The organism is Saccharothrix lopnurensis (genome assembly GCF_042658445.1).
GTDB lineage: Bacteria > Actinomycetota > Actinomycetes > Mycobacteriales > Pseudonocardiaceae > Actinosynnema > Actinosynnema lopnurensis.
Map to the genome: position 1 here is coordinate 117537 of NZ_JBHSQO010000020.1, position 19352 is coordinate 136888.

The 19352-nt window shown below is 71.9% G+C and carries 20 protein-coding genes, 4 pseudogenes and 2 riboswitches; of the genes and pseudogenes, 17 read left to right on the forward strand and 7 right to left on the reverse strand.

All coding sequences use genetic code 11. The annotated features are described in order from the left end of the window. The first annotated feature begins 44 nt into the window (after nt 1-44). Nucleotides 45-596 carry a sigma-70 family RNA polymerase sigma factor gene (locus tag ACFP3R_RS20755; RefSeq protein WP_380638011.1) on the forward strand — a complete coding sequence of 184 codons (552 nt, stop codon included), beginning with the start codon at nt 45-47 and terminating at the stop codon, nt 594-596. Between the two features lie 210 nt (nt 597-806). On the opposite strand, the pseudogene ACFP3R_RS20760 reads toward ACFP3R_RS20755, so the two are convergent. Beyond that, nucleotides 807-1481 (reverse strand): annotated as a pseudogene (locus ACFP3R_RS20760) (vitamin K epoxide reductase family protein); the annotation flags it as partial. 85 nt (nt 1482-1566) lie between these two features. Here ACFP3R_RS20760 and ACFP3R_RS20765 point away from each other — a divergent pair. Continuing rightward, the gene (locus ACFP3R_RS20765; protein ID WP_380638012.1) at nt 1567-1932 is read left to right on the forward strand and encodes a PepSY domain-containing protein; all 366 of its coding nucleotides are present in this window, start codon (nt 1567-1569) and stop codon (nt 1930-1932) included. Then, a complete protein-coding gene (locus ACFP3R_RS20770; protein WP_380638013.1) occupies nt 1901-2545 on the forward strand; it encodes a PepSY domain-containing protein in 645 nt (214 codons plus the stop codon). Before ACFP3R_RS20765 ends, ACFP3R_RS20770 begins: the two co-directional genes overlap by 32 nt. On the opposite strand, the gene ACFP3R_RS20775 is transcribed toward ACFP3R_RS20770, so the two are convergent. Continuing rightward, on the reverse strand, nt 2515-2775 hold the full coding sequence (locus tag ACFP3R_RS20775) for a hypothetical protein (protein WP_380638014.1): 261 nt from the start codon (nt 2773-2775) through the stop codon (nt 2515-2517). The genes ACFP3R_RS20770 and ACFP3R_RS20775 overlap by 31 nt on opposite strands. 144 nt (nt 2776-2919) lie before the next feature. Between ACFP3R_RS20775 and ACFP3R_RS20780 the strand changes: the two genes are divergently transcribed. Together ACFP3R_RS20780 and ACFP3R_RS20785 are read left to right on the forward strand one after the other, a co-directional pair. Next, nucleotides 2920-3267 (forward strand): transposase, encoded by a 348-nt coding sequence (locus ACFP3R_RS20780; RefSeq protein ID WP_380638029.1) that lies wholly within the window; start codon nt 2920-2922, stop codon nt 3265-3267. Beyond that, nucleotides 3236-4039, forward strand: a complete 804-nt coding sequence (locus ACFP3R_RS20785; RefSeq protein ID WP_380638015.1) for an IS3 family transposase — start codon at nt 3236-3238, stop codon at nt 4037-4039. Before ACFP3R_RS20780 ends, ACFP3R_RS20785 begins: the two co-directional genes overlap by 32 nt. On the opposite strand, the gene ACFP3R_RS20790 is transcribed toward ACFP3R_RS20785, so the two are convergent. Further along, the gene (locus ACFP3R_RS20790; RefSeq protein ID WP_380638016.1) at nt 3987-4379 is read right to left on the reverse strand and encodes an SH3 domain-containing protein; all 393 of its coding nucleotides are present in this window, start codon (nt 4377-4379) and stop codon (nt 3987-3989) included. The two genes, ACFP3R_RS20785 and ACFP3R_RS20790, sit on opposite strands and share 53 nt — an antisense overlap. 420 nt (nt 4380-4799) lie before the next feature. Between ACFP3R_RS20790 and ACFP3R_RS20795 the strand changes: the two genes are divergently transcribed. After that, nucleotides 4800-5246 carry an ArsR/SmtB family transcription factor gene (locus ACFP3R_RS20795; protein ID WP_380638017.1) on the forward strand — a complete coding sequence of 149 codons (447 nt, stop codon included), beginning with the start codon at nt 4800-4802 and terminating at the stop codon, nt 5244-5246. Between the two features lie 39 nt (nt 5247-5285). Continuing rightward, nucleotides 5286-5357 (forward strand): annotated as a pseudogene (locus tag ACFP3R_RS20800) (helix-turn-helix domain-containing protein); the annotation flags it as partial. 150 nt (nt 5358-5507) lie between these two features. Here the strand turns inward: ACFP3R_RS20800 and ACFP3R_RS20805 are convergent. Both ACFP3R_RS20805 and ACFP3R_RS20810 read right to left on the reverse strand, forming a co-directional pair. Continuing rightward, a complete protein-coding gene (locus ACFP3R_RS20805; protein ID WP_380638018.1) occupies nt 5508-5756 on the reverse strand; it encodes a hypothetical protein in 249 nt (82 codons plus the stop codon). A gap of 55 nt (nt 5757-5811) precedes the next feature. Then, nucleotides 5812-5958: a hypothetical protein gene (locus ACFP3R_RS20810; protein WP_380638019.1), complete on the reverse strand. Its 147-nt coding sequence runs from the start codon at nt 5956-5958 to the stop codon at nt 5812-5814. A 93-nt stretch (nt 5959-6051) separates the two neighbouring features. On the opposite strand from ACFP3R_RS20810, the gene ACFP3R_RS20815 reads away from it, so the two are divergent. The 3 genes and pseudogenes from ACFP3R_RS20815 to ACFP3R_RS20825 form a co-directional block, all read left to right on the forward strand. Beyond that, entirely contained in the window at nt 6052-6414 is a 363-nt protein-coding gene (locus tag ACFP3R_RS20815; RefSeq protein ID WP_380638020.1) for a hypothetical protein, read from the forward strand. 498 nt (nt 6415-6912) lie between these two features. After that, nucleotides 6913-7392, forward strand: coding sequence for a hypothetical protein (locus tag ACFP3R_RS20820; RefSeq protein ID WP_380638021.1), 480 nt, complete (start codon nt 6913-6915; stop codon nt 7390-7392). An 84-nt stretch (nt 7393-7476) separates the two neighbouring features. Then, nucleotides 7477-7590 (forward strand): annotated as a pseudogene (locus ACFP3R_RS20825) (IS5/IS1182 family transposase); the annotation flags it as partial. Here the strand turns inward: ACFP3R_RS20825 and ACFP3R_RS20830 are convergent. Then, nucleotides 7586-8143 carry an RICIN domain-containing protein gene (locus tag ACFP3R_RS20830; protein WP_380638022.1) on the reverse strand — a complete coding sequence of 186 codons (558 nt, stop codon included), beginning with the start codon at nt 8141-8143 and terminating at the stop codon, nt 7586-7588. The pseudogene ACFP3R_RS20825 and the gene ACFP3R_RS20830 overlap by 5 nt on opposite strands. Before the next feature lie 270 nt (nt 8144-8413). Here ACFP3R_RS20830 and ACFP3R_RS20835 point away from each other — a divergent pair, with 270 nt between their 5' ends. From ACFP3R_RS20835 to ACFP3R_RS20865, 7 genes and pseudogenes are all read left to right on the forward strand, one after another. After that, on the forward strand, nt 8414-8890 hold the full coding sequence (locus ACFP3R_RS20835) for a hypothetical protein (RefSeq protein ID WP_380638023.1): 477 nt from the start codon (nt 8414-8416) through the stop codon (nt 8888-8890). 136 nt (nt 8891-9026) lie between these two features. Beyond that, nucleotides 9027-9104: pseudogene (locus tag ACFP3R_RS20840) on the forward strand (IS5/IS1182 family transposase); the annotation flags it as partial. Between the two features lie 436 nt (nt 9105-9540). Continuing rightward, complete coding sequence (locus ACFP3R_RS20845) at nt 9541-11091, forward strand: glycoside hydrolase family 76 protein (RefSeq protein ID WP_380638024.1); 1551 nt, start codon at nt 9541-9543, stop codon at nt 11089-11091. Between the two features lie 220 nt (nt 11092-11311). Then, nucleotides 11312-11531: riboswitch (cobalamin riboswitch) on the forward strand. Nucleotides 11532-11651: 120 nt separating this feature from the next. Continuing rightward, on the forward strand, nt 11652-14411 hold the full coding sequence (locus ACFP3R_RS20850; protein WP_380638025.1) for a ribonucleoside-diphosphate reductase subunit alpha: 2760 nt from the start codon (nt 11652-11654) through the stop codon (nt 14409-14411). Beyond that, nucleotides 14408-15478, forward strand: a complete 1071-nt coding sequence (locus tag ACFP3R_RS20855; protein ID WP_465269997.1) for a ribonucleotide-diphosphate reductase subunit beta — start codon at nt 14408-14410, stop codon at nt 15476-15478. The genes ACFP3R_RS20850 and ACFP3R_RS20855 overlap by 4 nt, the downstream gene beginning before the upstream one ends. Before the next feature lie 429 nt (nt 15479-15907). Continuing rightward, nucleotides 15908-16423, forward strand: coding sequence for a hypothetical protein (locus ACFP3R_RS20860; RefSeq protein ID WP_380638026.1), 516 nt, complete (start codon nt 15908-15910; stop codon nt 16421-16423). Between the two features lie 172 nt (nt 16424-16595). Beyond that, a riboswitch (cobalamin riboswitch) is annotated at nt 16596-16718 on the forward strand. 110 nt (nt 16719-16828) lie between these two features. Then, nucleotides 16829-17203, forward strand: coding sequence for a hypothetical protein (locus ACFP3R_RS20865; RefSeq protein ID WP_380638027.1), 375 nt, complete (start codon nt 16829-16831; stop codon nt 17201-17203). Between the two features lie 50 nt (nt 17204-17253). Here ACFP3R_RS20865 and ACFP3R_RS20870 read toward each other — a convergent pair whose 3' ends face one another. Next, nucleotides 17254-18972, reverse strand: coding sequence for a choice-of-anchor P family protein (locus ACFP3R_RS20870; RefSeq protein ID WP_380638028.1), 1719 nt, complete (start codon nt 18970-18972; stop codon nt 17254-17256). Nucleotides 18973-19352: the final 380 nt, after the last annotated feature.

Genomic DNA, 19352 nt, shown 5'->3' on the forward strand with positions numbered 1-19352 from the left:
TCGGCTCACGAGTTCCCCACGGGGTGTGGTTACGATTCGGAATCGTGACAGCCTTCGACGACGAGGTCACCCGCTGGGCGCTGGACGCGCGTTCCGGCGACCGCGACGCCCTGGAGCGGTTCGTCCGCGCCACCCAGCGGGACGTCTGGCGCTTCGTCGCCCACCTGTCCGAGGTCTCCCTGGCCGACGACCTCGCGCAGGAGACCTACGCCCGCGCCCTGCCCAGCCTGTCGCGCTTCGCCGGCCGCTCCTCCGCCCGCACCTGGCTGCTGGTCATCGCCCGCCGCGTCGTGATCGACCACATCCGCATGGCCCAGGCGCGCCCGCGGCTGTCCTCGGGCGCGGACTGGGCGCAGGAGGCCGACCGGCGGGCGGCCGACACCGGCTTCGAGGACGTCGTCGAGCTCAACGTGCTGCTCGACGCCCTGGACCCCGACCGCCGCGAGGCCCTGGTGCTCACCCAGGTCCTCGGCCTGCCCTACGCGGAGGCGGCCGAGGTCGCCGGCTGCCCGGTGGGCACCATCCGCTCCCGGGTCGCCCGCGCCCGCGACGACCTGCTGCGCGCCACGGGTGACGAGGCCACCGACGTGGGGTGATGCTGCCCTGTGCCCGGTCTTCGCGACACCGTTGCGGCAGGCTGTTCCAGTAGTCCCAGAAGGCGTGCGGCACCAGGCCGGCGATCGACGCTGTACCAGAGGGCCGGGACGGCGCTGTGGAGGCGGCGCGAGCGCGGGCCAGGTGTCCAGGGTGGTGTACCAGAAGATCGGGGTGGTCACGACCCAGACCACGAGGCAGTAGGGGCACAGGGCGTGGACGCCGTAGAGGCTCGCCGCGATGAGCCAGTGCACGAACACCACGCCGAAGGCGGTGCCCGCGGTGAGCGCGATCCGGTACCAGCGTGGTGGTGCGAACCCGGCCGGCATTGCGACCCCGCTGGTGACCACGACGGCGAACGCCGCGATGCCGATCAGCGGGTTGGGGAAGCCGAACGCGGCGGCCTGCGGGCTGTCCATGACCGATCCACAGGAGATGATCGGGTTGAGCGAGCAGGTGGGACGTAGGTCGGGTCGCGCAGCGTGGCGATCTTCTCCAGGGTCAGCGCGACGGCTGCGGCCAGGCCGAGGCCGCCGCCGATGACGTGGAGCCAGGCGAGTCGGCGGTTCACCCGGCTCATCCGGCCGGCGCCGCGTCGATCTTCGCGCGGAGCTCGCGGTCGATGCCGGCGACGGCGACGACCACGTGCTGGTGGCCGTGCGGTGACCGGCGACCTCGCGCACCGCGACCCGACCGGGCACCACGTGCTCACCGAAGTCGGCGCACCGGACCTGCTCGCCCTCGCGCAACCCCTGGAACGGATCTACCGCGCCTGCTTCGCCGAACCGCCGTGGAGCGAGGACGAGGCCCGCTTCGCCGGGTTCCCCGAATCGCCGGGAACCAAGTGGCCACCCCGCACGACCAGTGGGCAGGTGTTCCCTGCTCATCCCCACCAGAGATGTCCCGTGTCCGCTCCTCCCGTCGACGACGTGCGCACCGACGAGGCCCGCTGCCACACCCAGGGTGTCCGTCGTGCCGTTGTTGCGCCGTCCGCACTTCTACGCCGGGGTGCTGGTCGCACCGTTCCTGGTCGTGGCCGCGCTGTCGGGCCTGCTCTATGCGCTCGCACCCCGGCTCGACACCCTGCTCTACGACGACGTGCTGAAAGCCTCCTCGACCGACGGCGCGCCGCGCCCGGTGTCCGAGGAGGTCGCCACCGCACAGGTGCAAGGCCAGCTGACCACCTGGTCCGGATCGACCCCGGTCACGACCTGGTTGGACAACCTGCACCGGCGAGAACTTCAGCGCCGCCCTGACCGTTCTCAACGCCAGGGCGCCGGCACTGGAGACGCGCCTGGCCGGCGCCGTGGGCGACGCAGTCTCCGAGGGGCACGGTGAACACGGCACCGGATCAACGGACGCCGAGCCGGTCGATCCGGCCGCGTTCGACCGGGTGCTCGCCACCGCGCACGCCGCAGGGCTGGACGGACCGCTCCAGCTCGGCGCCGCGGCCGAACCCGGCACCGCGTGGGCGGCCGCGCAGAACGACAACACCTGGCCGGTCCGACTGGACAAGGTCGCCGTCGACCCCGCGACCGCCCGCGCCGACTGGGCCGACCGCCCCTTCCTGGCCAAGCTGTCGTCCCTGGGCATCCAGGCCCACATGGGCAGGCTGTTCGGCCTGGCCAACCAGATCGCCCTGTTCCTGCTCGCCGCCGGCATCCTGACCCTGATCGTGCTCGGCTACCGGATGTGGTGGCAGCGCCGCCCCACCCGCGCCGACCGCCGCGCGCCACTGGGCACCGCCCCCAAGCGGGGAACCTGGCAGCACCTCCCGCTGTGGTTCGTCATCCCCGCACCCCTCGTGCTCATCACCACCGGCTGGGCCATCCCCCTGCTCGGAACCGGCGACGTGGCACCTTCATCACGATCATGTACTGCCGCCATCCAGGCCGCGGTGCGCCGACAGCCCAGCCGTCTTCACCCGCCGTGTCCGCTCTCGCCGGTGTGATCGGCTCCGGGAACCACCGGTGTGGGCTGGTCGCCGATCGGCCCCACCGCCGAGCCGAGCGTCCACGCCGTGGCCGCCACCAACACCAACACGACCCCGAACGCGGCCAACTTCCCCATCGGACTCAGCCGCGCCACCAGATCACCGACACCACCCATGCCGATCGCCACACCGCAGCCCGCCAGCAGGATCGCCGCGAGCACACCAGCCACGACCACCATCATCAGCACCCCACCAAGCCAGCCAGCTTGACCACGCGTCAAGGGTAGCGACCGTCGATCGGAAGCACTCTGCCGAACACCGCATCCTGCTCGGCTACCGGAAGAACCACCGAGGTTCCCCCGGTAGCTCAAAGTCTTTCCAGGCATGGTCCGATAGGGCCTGAAGGGAGTCGTCCGCTGGGCGTGCACCCGCAGGCGTTGCGGAACTGGATCCGGCAGGACGAGGCCGACCGCGGCGAGCGGGACGACCGGCTCACCGCGGCCGAGTCGGGGGAACTGCGCCGGCTGCGGCGGGAGAACGCGGAACTCAAGCGTGCCAACGAGATCTTGAAGACCGTGTCCGCGTTTTTCGCGTCGGAACCCGACCCGGCGACGGTCGTGAAGCTCGTCGAACAGCTTCGCGGCCGCTTCTCCGGTCGAGTTCGTCCTCCGGGTCCTGGGCGTCGCCTCCTCCACCTACCACGGTTGGGTGGCCCGCCAGGCCGACCCGTCCCGCCGTGAGCGCGAGGACGAGGTGATCACCGCCGGGATCGTCGACATCCACGCCGCCTCGGGCGGCACCTACGGCAGTCCGCGGGTTCACCAGGTGCTGCGGCGTCGGGGCATCCGCGTGTCGCGCAAGCGGGTCGAGCGGCTGATGCGTCGGGCCGGCCTGCCGGGCGCGTTCCTGCGCAGACAGTGGCGGGCGTCGTCGACCAGGCGCGATCCGCGGGCCGCACCGGCCCCTGATCGAGTGAACCGGGGCTTCACCGCGCCCGCGCCGGACCGGTTGTGGGTGGCCGACGCCACCGGATCCACACCGGCGAGGGCGCCTTCTGGCCCGAGCCCTTGCCCGAACACCGCCATGGTCGGGGTCCGGCCGCGTCGTCCCCAGGTCCGCGCCTTGGGCGGGCGCAACGTCCGGCCGGCCTCGTCCTCGAAGCACAGCCAGGCGTTCTGCTCCGCCGCTACCGTTTTCCCGCGGGCCACGTCTCCCGCCGCCACGTCACGACCGCTCGCTCGTCGTGCTCGACCGCGCGGTGCGTCGGCACCTGCGGGAAAGCCCATGCGGCGCAACGGCACCATCCCGGTGACCGCTGATGGGCACGACCGCCGGGATGGTGCCGGATCTCGATGCGGGCACGGTCAGTTGCCCGCGCCCGCCGTCATGCGGCACCTGATTCGCCCGGACACCTGTGGGGTATTGCGGGCCGGCCGGTGCTCATGGTCACGAGTTCCGCTCAGAACTCGCAGTCGACCGACGAGCCGTTGCGGGGCAACAGGCTGTCCTTGACCCAGCCGGTCGTTCCGTCGGTGACGTTGGTGAGGTAGGTCCAGGTGCCGTTCTGGCCACTGGTCCAGCAGTGGTAGTCCAGCTGGTCGCGGTTGTCGGCCCAGCCCGCGACATCGCAGGTCGTGCTGGACCCCTCACGCATGTTCGCGCTGACGCCGGCCGTCTGCCGCGGCCAGGAGCTGTCGTCGCGGTCCGGTGCGGTCCGGCCGCAGGCCGCCCCCATAGCACTGACCTGACCGGCCTGTGCCGACACGGTGTCGGCCTGCACCGAGCCCGGCCCGCCGGCCGTCGCCGAAGCTGCGGGCGAGATGACGACGGCAACGCCGGCCAGCACGGCCACCGTGCTTAGTTTGACGATCAAAGGACGCATGAAAGTTGTCCTCCCCCTTGCTGTCCATCAAGATGCCGACGAGCGTTCGCCGCCGACGATCTCGGAGTGTGGCAAGCTCGGCCCTCGCGAGTTGGCTCCTTCGATCACGTTCGAAACTGTCGGCCGTGTTCTGCTCCGATCGGGTGTTTTCACAGCTCCTTGTACCCGGCATGGCAGTTCGAGGGTCCAGTGAAGTGATCCAGCGGTGCCGGGGGCACCCGAGCGGGACACCCGGGGCGGCGTACCGAAGTTGCGCATCCATTTCGGCGAGGGCGACCTCGGTCGCACGCGGTTGAAGCTCGACATCGACCCGATGTGGGAGTTGGTGAGCAGTGTGCAGGTCCTCCAGCACGGCGACGGGGGCCTGTACTTCGACGACGGCGACGCGAGGTGCGCGACCGCGTCGCGCGCAGTGCCGCCTTGCGGGCGGCGGTGGTGATGTCGACGACGGTCGACCTGTTCCGGGACGCCACCGGCTCCTCAGCGTGGCCCGACGACCTCGGCCGCGGCCGTACCCGCCTCCTCGGGCGGTTGCGGACGGCACTGCGCGCCTACCTCGCCGAAATCACCCAGCCACGCCGCCGCGTGATCGACGACGCGTTGCACGCCGACCCACTCGGCGCGCTACTCGGGCCGACCCGGGCCGACATCCCGCGGTCACTGCCCGCCGGAGGGACCACTACCGGGCCGGCGACGCGGAACAACATCACCCCCGCCACCGCGAGCCACCACACGACCGTGCTGCGCATCGCCGGACTGATCACGACCCGACGCGATACCAACCGGGCCGTGCACACCCTTACCCCACTGGGACTGCGCCTGCTCGGCCGCACCTGAGGACAACCACCGGGCGACCCATGCCGCTCCGGAAAGGGGGTGTGCCGGCTGGTCAAGCGGATCGGCTGGTCCTGGCAGGTGCCGACCGGGCGTGCGATTGAGCATGACGAGGAGGCGATCTCCGCACCGCGGCCGTCGACCGCGCCCCCATGGCCAACGTCGTCGAGCCCGGCCGTCCTGGCGCCGCTGTGCAAGGCCCACCAGCCGGGCAGGTGCCGGCTTCCGCGGTCACCGGTGGCCGCGGTGAACACGGCGGCCGTGTCAGGCGGGCAGGACCCGATCGGGCAGGGTGACGCCTTCGGCACCCACCGCATTAGCGACGGTGCCGCCGGCAGGCACGTCACCGGACAGCCGCCAGTCGAGACGCACCGGCCGGCCGTGCCGACGGGCGATGACGCGGACGTCGCCAACGATCGCGGACACGAGGTCGGCCAGATCCTCGGCGTTGTCCTCGGTGGCCGAATCGCCGCCCCCTCCACGGTAGTTGTCGCGCGAACGGGAGATCGTCACGTTCCGACGCCGCCACCGCATCCGGCCGAGCCCGGTGTTCCGTGCGGCAGTCCGCTCAGACCAGGAGTACGCCCCGCAGGTCGACGACCACCGGCAGCACCACGCCCGGCACCGCCGCGGTGCCCCGCGACCGGCCGGCCGCAGAGCCCGAACACCCGGCGCCCACCGACCAGGGCACCACGGCGCCCCGACCCACGACCACCGGCGCGACACCAGGTGGCCCAGCACCAACCGGACTGCGCGTGCAGGCCCCGGTGCGGGATGTCCGCCGCGCTCCCGCGCTCCTGCCCGAGAAGTGCCGCGAGCTGCTGCGCTGACGCTGCTCGCCTACGACGTGCGCGTGCCGTACCCCGGCGGGCTGCGGTCGCCGACCGGCGCCGCCGACCTCGCGCTGCTGGTGCCGGCACGCGCGGGGTCGGTGCGCGTGCCGGAGCCGGTCGCCGCGCACGCCTTCCCGGACAGCCGCGCGCTGCCCGGTGTCGGCGACATCGCCCACGTCGGGCACACCGTGGGCGTGCTCACCGAGGCCGACCCGCTACGCCCGATCGTCCAGGCCGCCCCGGACGCCGCCGCGAGGCCGCCAACAGCGAGCGGGACAATCCCCGGTTCCTGCTCAATACCGGGGGCGGGACCTCGGCGCTCTTCGGACCCAACATGAGGCCCGGTCCCACAGCGAGGATCGAGGCGCTCGGGGTTCCGGTGTTCCGGACGATGGAGGGCCTGGCAGCCTGGGTGAGGAGGCAGTGGTGGAGACGGTGGTGCTGGTGTTCTGCGATTCCGACGCGTCGGCGACCTCGGCCGCGCCGTCGCCTGCTCCCGGTGCGGAGCCGGCCCAGACCGTGCCGGCCCGGTGACGGCCGGTGGCCGAGCCACGGGGTGCGGTGCACCTACGCCGAGCACGGCGGACCCTGGTTCCACCACCCTGCCGATCGCGACCACCGGGCTGCTCCGGTCCGGGATCACCGGTATCGGGATCAGGTTGGCGCACAACGACGTGGTCCTGCCGCACGTCGACTCCCGGCGCGCGAAGATCGCGAATGCCCGGTCTCCCTGGCCCTACCGTGAATTCGGCTCTGTGGAAGCTTGTCCGCCCTTTGCACCGGTGGCAGCATTGCTTCCGCGGCCACCATTGACGCCGCACGAATCGAGGTTCCCCATGAGACGTGGAATCAGCGCCCTGTCGGCGATCATCCTCTTGAGCGCGCTGGTGGGAGCGTCACCCGCCCAGGCCGCGCCGGCGTTGGGCGGGTGCAACCCCAGCAGCTACAGCGAAGCCCTCCCGCCCTACACCACGCACTGGGCGGTCGCCGTGCGCGGCATATTCGTGTACTGGCTCCACGCCAATCCCACGAGCGGTTCGGTCACGGCGGATTATCACATCTGCCACCCGGTCGGGATACCCGGACCGCACTCGATCCCGATCCGGGGCTCGGCCGGGCAATCGCCGTGCACCTCCCCCGGGTCGTTCGCCGCCGTCGAGAACGGGTTGATCGCCTCCTACGAGCTGGTCGCCCAGCAGAGGGCGGTCAGCGGCTCGTTGTTCCCCATCGAGTACCTGTACCGGTTCTGGGAGGTCAAGGTCCAGGTCCGCCCCGGTGAGTGGCGGTCGTCGGACACCTTCGTCGCCCGGTGCTGACCGGTGGGTGCCGGTGGCGGGACCTGTAGCCGTCGTTCGGGGTGTCGGCGCCGACTGCGCATCGCCGAACTCCGCCGGTAGCTGCGCGAGCGCGGCTCGATCCCACGTATCGCCCGCAAGGGCGTCGACTCCTCCGAACGGCTCGGCCGCCGCCGCCGGGTCGTCGAACGCACCGTCGCCCGGCGAATGGGGATCAGGGGATGGCGATCCACGCGGTGTTGTAGGGCACCGTCCCGCAGCCCCACTGCCGGAGGTCGGTCGGGGCGTAGATGTTGGTCGCGGTCACGCACATCCGCGCCATCCGGTCCATCCGGGTGCGCAGGAAGGCGTTCTGCTGCCAGAACTTCTGCGCGTTGCTGCCGTTGCACGCGTACTGCTGGATGACCGCGTCGTACGAGTGGCTGCCGCCGCTGACGTCCATGCACTTGCCGGTCGCCACGTTCCGGTACTCGCCCCACGTGCCGGTCGAGTCCGGGGTGAAGGTCCAGCGCTGGTTGGGCGCCGCCGTGCACGAGGCCGTGTAGAGCGGGACGTTGTTGGCCGTGGAGCCGTTCGGGACCTCGATGCACCAGGCGTGGTTGTACATCCTGATCGAGAAGTCGCCCGACGCGGCTGACGCGGCCGGCGCGTTCACGACGACCAGCAGGCCCAGCACGCCCACGAGTGTCGCGAAGAGGGAAGTCACACGAGTGAACAGCGGTCGTTCCTCGCCCACTGGGTTCCTCCTGACAGGTCGGAAAACCTCGGGCACCGATACTGGCAGGGGGTTTTCGGCGAGCGGGACCGCCGCACGGGCCAACGACCAGCGCAAACTTTCCGCGGTCGTCGATCCTGCGCGGGGGTTCCGTCATCCGGCCGAACCCCGGTCGACCACCTGGGGAGAGGCCGTCCTCCCCCATCACCCGGGCGGTCCGGCGGGCGGCGCGGAACCACGGCTCGGTGATCGGGTTGTCCGAGGTCACGGCACCGGTGACGCACACCGCCCACGTTTGGCCCGGCGGCGGTCGGGTACCGAAAACCCGTGGCCACGACAACGCAACAGCGCGGCGCCCTGCTCAGGGCCGCCGCCCTCGGCGCCGCGAGCGGCGCCCGCAGCACCGCCGGACTCACCTCGATCGCGCTGACCTCGTCACGCGCCGACACCGGCATCGCCCGGTCGCTCGGCGGCCGGGCCGGTTCGGTCGTGACGGGCCTGGCGGCGGTGGGCGAGCTGCTGGCCGACAAGCACCCGTCCACCCCGTCGCGCCTCGGCCTGCCCGGCCTGCTGCCCCGGCTGGTGCTGGGCGCCACGGCCGGGGCCGGGCTGGCGCGCCGCGAGGGCCGGTCGGTCGTGCCCGCCGCGGTCGCGGCGGCGGTGGCCGCGGCGGCGTGGTCCGTGCTCGGCAACCGCCTGCGGGCGCGCCTGGGCGACGGGTTCGGCTCCGACCTGCCGGGCGCGCTGGCCGAGGACGCCGCCGCCTTCGGGCTCGCCTGGTTCGGCGGCCGGCGCGGGCGCTGACGCCGGCCCGGCCAGGGAGGTGACCACCTTGCCGGGGTTGACGGTGCCGCACGGGTCGAGCGCCCGCGTGGTCGAGGGCTGAGGGATGTCACGTGATCCAGTGATCGGTCGCCGGGCTGGATCGGGGGTCATGATGCTGGTGCGGGTGGCGGTCGAGCAAGGCGGGGACGCGATCGCGGACGGGCGCCACGGCAGGCAGTGGCGCCTGGACCTGACGGCCACCGGTGGACGCCTGCGGCCGGCACATCGGTGGGCCATGGGTCTGGACAGGGCACGCGGTGAAGAACCGACCGCCCCGCCCTCGTTCGGGTGAAACCACCCCGCAGACGACAACACGGCCTTCACGACCGGCATCGTGGGTGCGGACCCGATCCCAGGTATCGGGTTGATCATGTGGACCACAGGTCCGGCGCTGGTGCCACCGCCAACTCCACCACGTCCGCTGTCCCGGTGGCGTCCCAGCGGACGACGACCCCACATCCGGTGGTTCGCCTACCGATCGGGTCGCCGCCCGGCCAACGATCCAGTCGGGACCTGACACAAATCTGTCCGGTCGGCCGTGTTGACGCTTCGTCGCGGACGATCCTAGCCTCGGTGTGAGAGCGTTCTCACGCTTGTCCCGGCCGCCCATCCCCTGCTTGGGAGGTCCCATGCTGAGCACCGTTGTCCAGGCGTCCCTGCTGCTGTCGCTCGTGGTCGTCCCCGCCGCACCGACCACCGCCCCACCGGAACCGGCCGCCGTGCCGCCGCCGGTGGTCACGGTCTGCGACAGCTACTGCGACGACCGGGACCCCGCGCTGCCGCCCGGCGCGCACCGGTCCCGGACCCGACCGTCGACGACGGCCGCGCCGCCCGCCGCCCTCGCCCCGGTCTGCAACACCCACTGCGACGGGCGCGATCCCGCGCTCTCGGCCGGGGAACGGGTCGCCCAGTCCGCGCCCGCCGGAACCCGCCGGGTCGCGCTGCACTTCGACAGCACCGAGACCATGGGCTGGGCGGTGATCAGCGGCGGCGGTCAAGGCGACTCGGTCTGGCTGGACCGCTCCTACGACGCCGGGGGAACGTGGCAGCCGAAGGTCGGCTCGACCACGACCCCGGCGGGTTACGGCGGCTGGCGCACGCTCATGCACAACGTGGACGACTGGGCCGGGCTGCGCGTCGGGCTGCTGCGCGCCTGCGGCCAGCCCGCCGGGTCGTCGACCATCGCCTGCACGAGCTGGTACCGCACCACGTGGAACGCCTGGGACCGCCGCACCGCCGCGGCCACCGCCCTGATGCAGCGGTACAACCCGGACACCGGCCTGTTCGACACCACGGGCTGGTGGAACTCCGCCAACGCGCTCAACGCGATCATCGACAACGCGCGGGTGAGCGGCATGGGTTCCTACCGCTACGCCATCGCCCGCACCTTCGACCTCAACCGCACCGCCTGGGACGGCAACTTCATCAACGAGTACAACGACGACGTCGCGTGGTGGGGGCTGACGTGGATCGCCGCCTACGACCTCACCGGCGACCGCCGCTACCTCGACACCGCCCGCACCGGCGCCGACCACATCCACCGCTACTGGGACCAGACCTGCGGCGGCGGCATCTGGTGGACCTCCAGCCGGACCTACAAGAACGCCATCGCCAACTCGCTGTACGTCCAGCTCAACGCCGCCCTGCACAACCGGTTGCCCGGTGACACCACCTACGTGCAGCGCGCCCGGAACGGCTGGCAGTGGTTCGAGGGCACCGGGATGATCACCAGCTCGAACCTGGTCAACGACGGCCTCGTCACCTCGACGTGCCGCAACAACGGCCAGACGCCGTGGAGCTACAACCAGGGCGTGCCGCTGGCCGCGCTGACCGAACTGCACCGCGCCACCGGCGACCAGGCGTACCTCACGCGGGCGCGGGCGTTGGCCAACGCCTCGACCACCAGTTCCGCGCTCAACCCGGGTGGGATCGTGTTCGACAACGGCGGCGGCGGTGACGTCCCGTCCTTCAAGGGCGCCTTCGTGCGCGGACTCGGTCAGCTGAACCGGGCGCTGCCGGACCGCCCGTACACCGCCTACCTCACCCGGCAGGCGGACACGGCCCACGCGCGCGACCGGTCCAGCAGCGACTCCTACGACCAGCCGTGGGCCGGGCCGTTCCAGCGCAGCGACGCGGCGCGCCAGCACAGCGCGGTGGACCTGATGAACGCCGCCGGCTGACCGGTTGGCCGGACGACGTCCGGAGCAGTCCCGGGAGCCGTTCACCGGACCGGTGCACCAGCGGTAACCAGGGACGCCATCCGCACGACCGCCGCCGACCGCACTCCGCGACACCGGCCCCCCGCACCCCGGGCGAGCACGGCGGCACGCACGACCTGCGGAGTGATCTTCGCGACCCTCGCTCATGTGGGGTCGGGTTGCGGGACGATCTACAACATGTAGTGTTCCCGCCGTCGATGGTTCCGACGCCCTTCCCGAAGGGCGGAGGAGGCAAGAGGGAACCCGGTGCGAATCCGGGACTGCCCCGCAGCGGTGAGTGGGAACGACCGCCGTCAACGAAGCACTGCGCGTCTCGCGTGGGAAGCGACGGCCAGTAGGTCCGGTCCTTTCGGGGTCGGGTGCCCGCGAGTCCGAAGACCTGCCGTCGGTGCGCGCGCCGGCCGGCGTGCGCGTGTCCGGGGCCTCGTGGGCGGGCCGACGCGGATCGGCGCGCCGTCGTGCGCGCGTCTGCGGCACCTCCCGCGTGCTCCGGGCCGTTCGAGGCTCGCGAGGAGAGGGCTGTGCCGACCACAACCACGAGCACCACCGCGCAGGTGCGGGTGATCCGCCGCGACGGCGGTGCCTCGGCGTTCGACGCCACCAGGATCGCGGTGGCGATGACCAGGGCGTTCCTGGCCGCGGAGGGTGACGCCGCCGCGTCGTCGTCCCGGCTGCACCCCCTGGTGGAAGATCTGACCGCGCAGGTGGGGGCCGCGCTGCTCAAGCACGCCCGTCCCGACACCGCGCTGCACGTTGAACAGATCCAGGACCAGGTCGAACTGGTCCTGATGCGCGGCGGCCACCACAAGGTGGCCCGCGCCTACGTGCTCTACCGCGAGAAGCGGGCCAAGGCGCGCGAAGTCGTGCCCTCAGCGCCGGAGTTCCGCGTCAAGGGCCCGGACGGGGAACTCGTCCCGCTGGACTGGGACCGCGTCGGGGTCGTGGTCGGCGAGGCGTGCGCGGACCTGGCGGACACCTCGCCGGAGGCCGTGCTGGCCGAGGTGCGGCGCACCCTGTACGACGGCATCACGGTCGACGAGCTGTCCGTGGCGCTGGTGATGGCCGCGCGGACGCTGGTGGAGACCGAGCCGAACTACTCCTACGTCGCCGCGCGGCTGCTGCTGGACCGGTTGCGGCGCGAGGCGCTGACCCGCGTCGCCGGCCGCCCGGTGGAGGGCGCCGGCGGGCGGACGTCCTACGTGGACCACTTCCCGGCGTACGTGCGGCTGGGCGTCGAGCTGGACCGCCTCGACCCCGAGCTGGCGAACTTCGACGTCGAGCGCCTGGCCGCCGCGATCCGGCCCGAGCGCGACGCGAAGTTCGACTTCCCCGGGATGCAGACGCTCTACGACCGCTACCTGCTGCACGACCACGGCACCCGTTACGAGCTGCCGCAGGCGTTCTTCATGCGGGTGGCGATGGGCCTGGCCCTGCGCGAGGACGACCGGGAAGCCCGCGCGATCGAGTTCTACGAGCTGCTGTCGAGCTTCGACTTCATGGCCTCGACGCCGACGCTGTTCAACTCCGGCACCACCCGGCCGCAGCTCTCGTCGTGCTTCCTCACCACCGTGGACGACGACCTGGACGGCATCTTCCGGGGTTACCGGAACAACGCGCTGCTGGCGAAGTTCTCCGGCGGCCTGGGCAACGACTGGACCCCGGTGCGCGGCATGGGCGCCCACATCAGGGGCACCAACGGCGAGTCCCAGGGCGTGGTGCCGTTCCTGAAGATCGCCAACGACACGGCGGTGGCGGTCAACCAGGGCGGCAAGCGCAAGGGCGCGGCCTGCGCCTACCTGGAGACCTGGCACGTCGACGTCGAGGAGTTCCTCGACCTGCGCAAGAACACCGGCGACGACCGCCGCCGCACGCACGACATGAACACCGCGAACTGGGTGCCCGACGAGTTCCTGCGCCGCGTCGAGGCCGACGCCGACTGGACGTTGTTCTCCCCCGACGAGGTGCCGGACCTGCACGACCTCTACGGTCGCGCGTTCGCGCGGCGCTACCGCGCCTACGAGGAGGCCGCCGACCGGGGCGAGATGCGGGTGGTCAAGCGGGTGCGCGCGGTGGACCTGTGGCGGCGGATGCTGACCGTGCTGTTCGAGACCGGCCACCCGTGGATCACCTTCAAGGACCCGTGCAACCTGCGCTCGCCGCAGCAGCACGTCGGCGTGGTGCACTCGTCGAACCTGTGCACCGAGATCACCCTGAACACCTCGGCCGACGAGGTCGCGGTGTGCAACCTGGGTTCGGTGAACCTGGCCAACCACGTCACCGCCGCCGGTGTGGACGCGGCCCGGTTGGAGCGCACCGTCACCACGGCCGTGCGCATGTTGGACAACGTGATCGACATCAACTTCTACACGATCCCCGAGGCCCGCCGGTCCAACCTGCGGCACCGCCCGATCGGCCTGGGCCTGATGGGGTTCACCGATGCCCTGTTCGTCCAGCGCCTGGTCCCGGGCTCGCCGGGAGCGGTGGAGTTCGCCGACCGCAGCACGGAGGCGATCAGCTACCACGCCCTGTCCGCCTCGGCCGACCTGGCGCGCGAGCGCGGCAGCTACGAGTCGTTCGAGGGTTCGCTGTGGAGCCGGGGAATCCTGCCCATCGACTCCGTCGCCCTGCTGGCCGAGGCCCGCGACGGCGACCTGGACGTGGACACCTCCACCACGCTGGACTGGGACGCATTGAGGGAGAAGGTGCGCGGCGGGATGCGCAACTCCAACACCACGGCCATCGCCCCCACCGCCACGATCTCCACCATCTGCGGCGTCGGCCAGTCGATCGAGCCGCTGTTCCGCAACCTGTACGTGAAGTCGAACATGTCCGGCGACTTCACCGTCCTCAACCGGCACCTGGTCGCCGACCTCAAGGCGCTCGGCCTGTGGGACGAGGCCATGGTGGCGGACCTGAAGTACTTCGACGGCTCACTGGCCCCGGTCGACCGGGTGCCCGACGAGCTGAAGGCCCTGTACGCCACCGCGTTCGAGGTCTCCTCCGAGTGGCTGGTCGAGGCCGGGTCGCGCCGCCAGAAGTGGCTCGACCAGGCCCAGTCGCTCAACCTCTACCTCGCCGCCCCGAACGGCCGCAAGCTCGACGCGGTGTACCGGCTGGCCTGGCGCAAGGGGCTGAAGACCACCTACTACCTGCGCTCCACGGCGGCGACCAGCGTGGAGAAGTCCACCCTGCGCGGCACCGACGGGAAGCTCAACGCCGTGCAGCCCGTCGCGCCGGCGGCCTGCTCCGTCACCGACCCCGACTGCGAGGCGTGCCAGTGACCACGAACCTGCCCGACACCACCGGCCTCGGCTCGATCGACCGCGACGGCGGTCGCGTCCGGGTCGACGACAAGGCGATGATCAACGCCCGCGCCGACGTCAACCAGCTCCTGCCCCTGAAGTACCACTGGGCGTGGGAGAAGTACCTCGCCGGCTGCGCCAACCACTGGATGCCCACCGAGGTGTCCATGCAGGCCGACATCGCCCTGTGGCGCTCCCCCACCGGCCTCACCGACGACGAGCGCCACACCATCAAGCGCAACCTCGGCTTCTTCGCCACCTCCGAGTCCCTGGTGGCCAACAACGTCGTGCTCGCCGTCTACCGGAACCTCACCAACCCCGAGTGCCGCCAGTACCTGCTGCGCCAGGCGTTCGAGGAGGCCGTGCACACCCACACCTTCCAGTACGTCTGCGAATCCCTCGGCCTGGACGAGGGCGAGCTGTTCAACATGTACCGCGAGGTGCCCTCCATCACCGACAAGGCCGCCTGGGCGCTCCGGTACACCCGGCACCTGGAGGACCCCGCGTTCCGCACCGGCACGCCCGAGACCGACCGGGCGTTCCTGCGCGACCTCATCGCGTTCTACGTCGTGTTCGAGGGCATGTGGTTCTACACCGGCTTCGCGCAGATCCTGTCCTTCGGGCGGCGCAACAAGATGGTCGGCGTCGCCGAGCAGTACCAGTACATCCTGCGCGACGAGTCCATCCACCTGAACTTCGGCATCGACGCGATCAACCAGATCAAGATCGAGAACCCGGGGCTGTGGACCGAGGCGTTCCAGGCCGAGATCCGCACCATGCTCGGCGAGGCGTGCGAGCTGGAGATCGCCTACAGCCGCGACACCATGCCGAACGGCCTGCTCGGGCTCAACGCCGACCAGTGCGAGCAGTACATGCGCTTCATCACCAACCGCCGCTGCGCCCAACTCGGTCTCGCGCCCGTCTTCGGCCCCACCGACAACCCGTTCCCGTGGATGTCGGAGGCCATCGACCTGAAGAAGGAGAAGAACTTCTTCGAGACCCGCGTCACCGAGTACGCCTCGGGTTCCACGCTCGACTGGGACTGAGCCACCGGCCGGGTCGCGTGGTGCGCGACCCGGCCCCTCCCCCGCGCCGGCGCTGATCCACCCGATCGTGTCCCCGGGCGGCGGTTGCCGCCTTCGGGCGCGTCGCCGATCCCGCCTCGCCACGACACGGGCCCGGCGAACTCCGCAATTGCATTCCGCTGCCGGATTGCCACGGTCGAGCACCACCGGTAACCATTTCCTCAGCCCACCGCGTTCCGCAGGAGGCGGAGATGGGTCGCGCAGTCCCGGCGCGCTCGTCCCCGTCGAGGCCGAACCGCACCGCACCGGCGGTGGTGGCCGGCCGCGGCAGGGGGCGACGCCGCGAAGCCCGCCGGTCCGCGTCGACCGCACGACGCACCTCCTCCTCCGGGACCGCCGGCGGGCGCGTACCGGTGAAGAGTCGAAGCGAGGACAAAGGAGTCCGCTCGAATGAAGTCACCCCTGTTACCCCGGCTCGGCCGGGCTGTCGCCGCGTCGTTCGCGGTCGCCGCGACCACCCTCACCCTCACCGGCGGCGCGGGCGCCGACCCCGCCGCGGCGTCGGTGGCGTTCAAGGCCGAGCACACCGACCGCTGCCTGAGCAGCCACACCGCGGGCCAACTGGCCTGGCGCAACGCGCAGCCGGACCCGTCGCCCTCGCCGGTCACCGCGGTCAAGGTCACCGGCGAGGTGGCGCTGCGCGACACCACCCCCTGCGCCCCGCCCACCCGCACCGTCGCGGTGGCCGTGTTCACCGCCTACCACGGCCGCACCGTGGTCGACACCGAACGCCAGAGCACCACCGGCGCGTCCAAGTTCGAGTTCGTGCTCACCGTCCCGCTCGTCCCGACCCCGACCCCGGTGCCCATCGACCGCGTCACCGTCCAGGTCTGCCACACCGCCATCACCCCCGTCCCCGAACCAGGCCCCCTCACCTGCGGCGACATCTCCACCTACCTGATCTGACCCGCCCCCGGCGGTGGTGGCGGGTGGTCCGCCCCGCCACCACCGCCGGGGTGCGCGCCGACCGCGGCCCGGACGCGTCGGGCCCGGACGACTCTGGTGAGACCGGTCACCTCGGCGCGGACCGCGGGTGGTTCGTTGCCACAATCCGGACGACCACAGGCGACGGCGGACGAGGAAGCCGGTGACATTCCGGCACGGTCCCGCCACTGTGACCGGGGAGCAGATCCCGCCGCGGCCACCGCCCCACCCGGGGTGGGAAGGCCGGGACGAGCGTCGATCCGGGAGTCAGGAGACTCACGCCGTCGCCTCCTCACCCACCGGGGCGGATCTCCCCGAGAGAGGGCGGCTCCACCATGCGCCTGACGTCGTCAAAACCACCACTGCCCATCGCGCGGGCGGTGGACCGTGCCTGAGGACCGCCCGCGCGTCACCGTCTGCCGGGGGTGCTGCTGCGGCACCACCCGCAAGCACCCGCAGGTCGACCACGACGGGCAGGTGCGCGTGCTGCGCGAAGCGCTCGACGGCACCGCCGAGGTCCGCCTGTCCGACTGCCTCGACGCCTGCGCGCACTCCAACCTGCTGGTCGTCCACCCCTCGCCCGCCGCCCGCGCCGCCGGCGCCAAACCCCTGTGGCTGGGGCGGGTCCTCGACGACAGGGCACTGCGCGAGGTGATCGACTGGATCAGCGGCGGCGGCCCCGGTGTCGCGCCACCACCGGCCTCGCTCCGGGACAGGGTGGTGACACCGCCGAACGCGCGCACCCCACCGCGCACGACCTGAACGACGACACCGGGGTGGGGCGGTGGTGTCCGCCGCCCCACCCGGCGGCATCAGCTGGTCGGGCAGGGGGCGCCGGGACGGGTCAGGGTGACCCTCGCGTGGCTGATCACGAGTTCGGTGCCGGTGAGCAGGCGGACGCGCAGGGCGTTGACGGCGATGCCGGCGCCACCCGCCAGGGACCGCTGCTCGTTGACCACGACCGTGGCGACGAGCGGGATGGTGATGGTCAGGTCGACCGCGGGGTTGACCACGGGCACGCCGTTGACGCGCAGGTTGACCAGCTCGACGCCGCCCGCGGTGGTGACCGCGCCGGTGGCGTCCTCGTCGGCGGCGGCCCTGGCGCGGATCTCGTCGGCGGTGACCAGGCCGCCCAGCAGGGAGACGCCGGCGGTGCGGGCGTGCGCGGTGGCGGTGCGCTCGCCGTCGCCGTCGACCACGCCGCGCGCCTCGGTGTCGACGACGCCCAGCGAGCCGATCCCCGGCAGGCCCGCGCCGAGCAGCTGGTCCACGTCGAGGCCGGGCTGGGTGGTGCAGCTCAGGTCGGACGGCGCGAGGGGGCCGACGCCGACCAGCGGTGCGGTCAGCCTGCCGCCGTGGGCGTGGGCGTCGAACACCAGCACCGGCGGGGTGAAGCGCACCGAGGCGCACCCCGGCGCGTTGAGGCCGACCCGGGCGGTGACGTCGGCGGCGCAGGTGGTGTAGGTGCCGGCGCGGGCGGCGGTGACCGGAACGGAGATCGTGCACGAGACCTGACCGGTGGCCAGGCCGCCGGTGGCGGTGACCGCGCCGGCCGCGGTGGAGGTGGTGGCGTCGGCGCAGTCGGTGGTGGGCTGGGCGGTGGCGGTCAGGCCCGTCGGCAGGTCGGCGGTGAACGCCCACCCGTCCTTGACCGCCAGCTCGGCGGTGTTGGTGACGGTGAGGACCAGGGTGGACGTCTGCCCGACCTCGACCGGGGAGGGGCCGTAGGCGACGTCCAGCTGCGGGGTGACGTCGAGGACGCGGACGTTGTCGAACGCGGCGTCGTTGCCGGTGCCGCTGGCCTGGGCGTTGACCAGCCGCACCCCCACCGACGAGCCGCCGAACAGCACGGGCCGGTCGCTGGTGTAGGTGCCCACGGCGGTGCCGCCGATGACGGTCGAGGGGTTGGCGCAGGGCTCGATCGGGGTGGTGAAGGTGGGGATCGCGGTGGCCCCGTCGACCAGGTAGAACTCGAACAGCGCGTGGTTGGCGAAGCAGTTCCGCTCGGCCGCGTCCACCGAGAAGGTCAGGAACCGGTCGGGCGCCGCCAGCGGGATGGGCTGCTCCGTGGCCAACTGCACCTTGCCCGCGCCCGGGTTGCCCGCGGTGTAGGCGGTGACGGCGTGGTTGGCGCCCGGGTCGCCGCCCGCCCACTGCCCCAGGGCTCCGGCCATGGTCCGGACCGCCTGCCAGTCGCCGCTGCCGCAACCGCTGCCGGGTGGTGGCGTGGTGGACTGCTGGAGCGAGGCGAGCCAGCCGTTGCAGGCGGTCAGCCAGGCGGGGTCGGCGTCGTAGGTCTGGTTGACCGGGGGTAAGCCGGTGTAGGCGGTGAGCAGGGCGGGCGTGGTGCCCTGACCGTTCTCGAAGTCCTCCGCGAACACCACCACCGGCGCCTGCGGCACACCGGGCTCCGCCGTCGCGGTGACGGGGTGGACGGCGGCGAGGGCAACCGACAACGGCACGGCCGTCAGTGCCGCGGTGATGGCCGGCAGCAGCCTGCGCCGGTGGTGGGTGGGTGATGAGGTGGTCACCGATGAACTCCCTTGGTCGGGGCGGAACGTCGAGCACCGGTTCCGTCGTTGCCGTACGGGAGTGCATTAGCGCGGGGAGTGGGTCGGCACCCACTTGGCCGCGTGTGCTCACCTGATCGCCCCAGGTTCGGTGTGGGTCGACCACCTGGGTGACCGCTGTTGGGCTTGGGGCCCTGGTGCGGTCGGAGGTCGCCGGTGGTGTGGGCTTCGCGGACGGACTCGTCATCAGGTCCTCCCGGCACCTCTCACCACCGATATCCGGAACCGGAGTGAACCGAATCAAAAAGCGCACCCAAGCCTGTAAGTGCCCGTTTCCGAGCTTGCGCAGGTGAAGGGGCCTTTGGTGCACAGACGGGGAACTCCTGGTAGATCGGACGTTG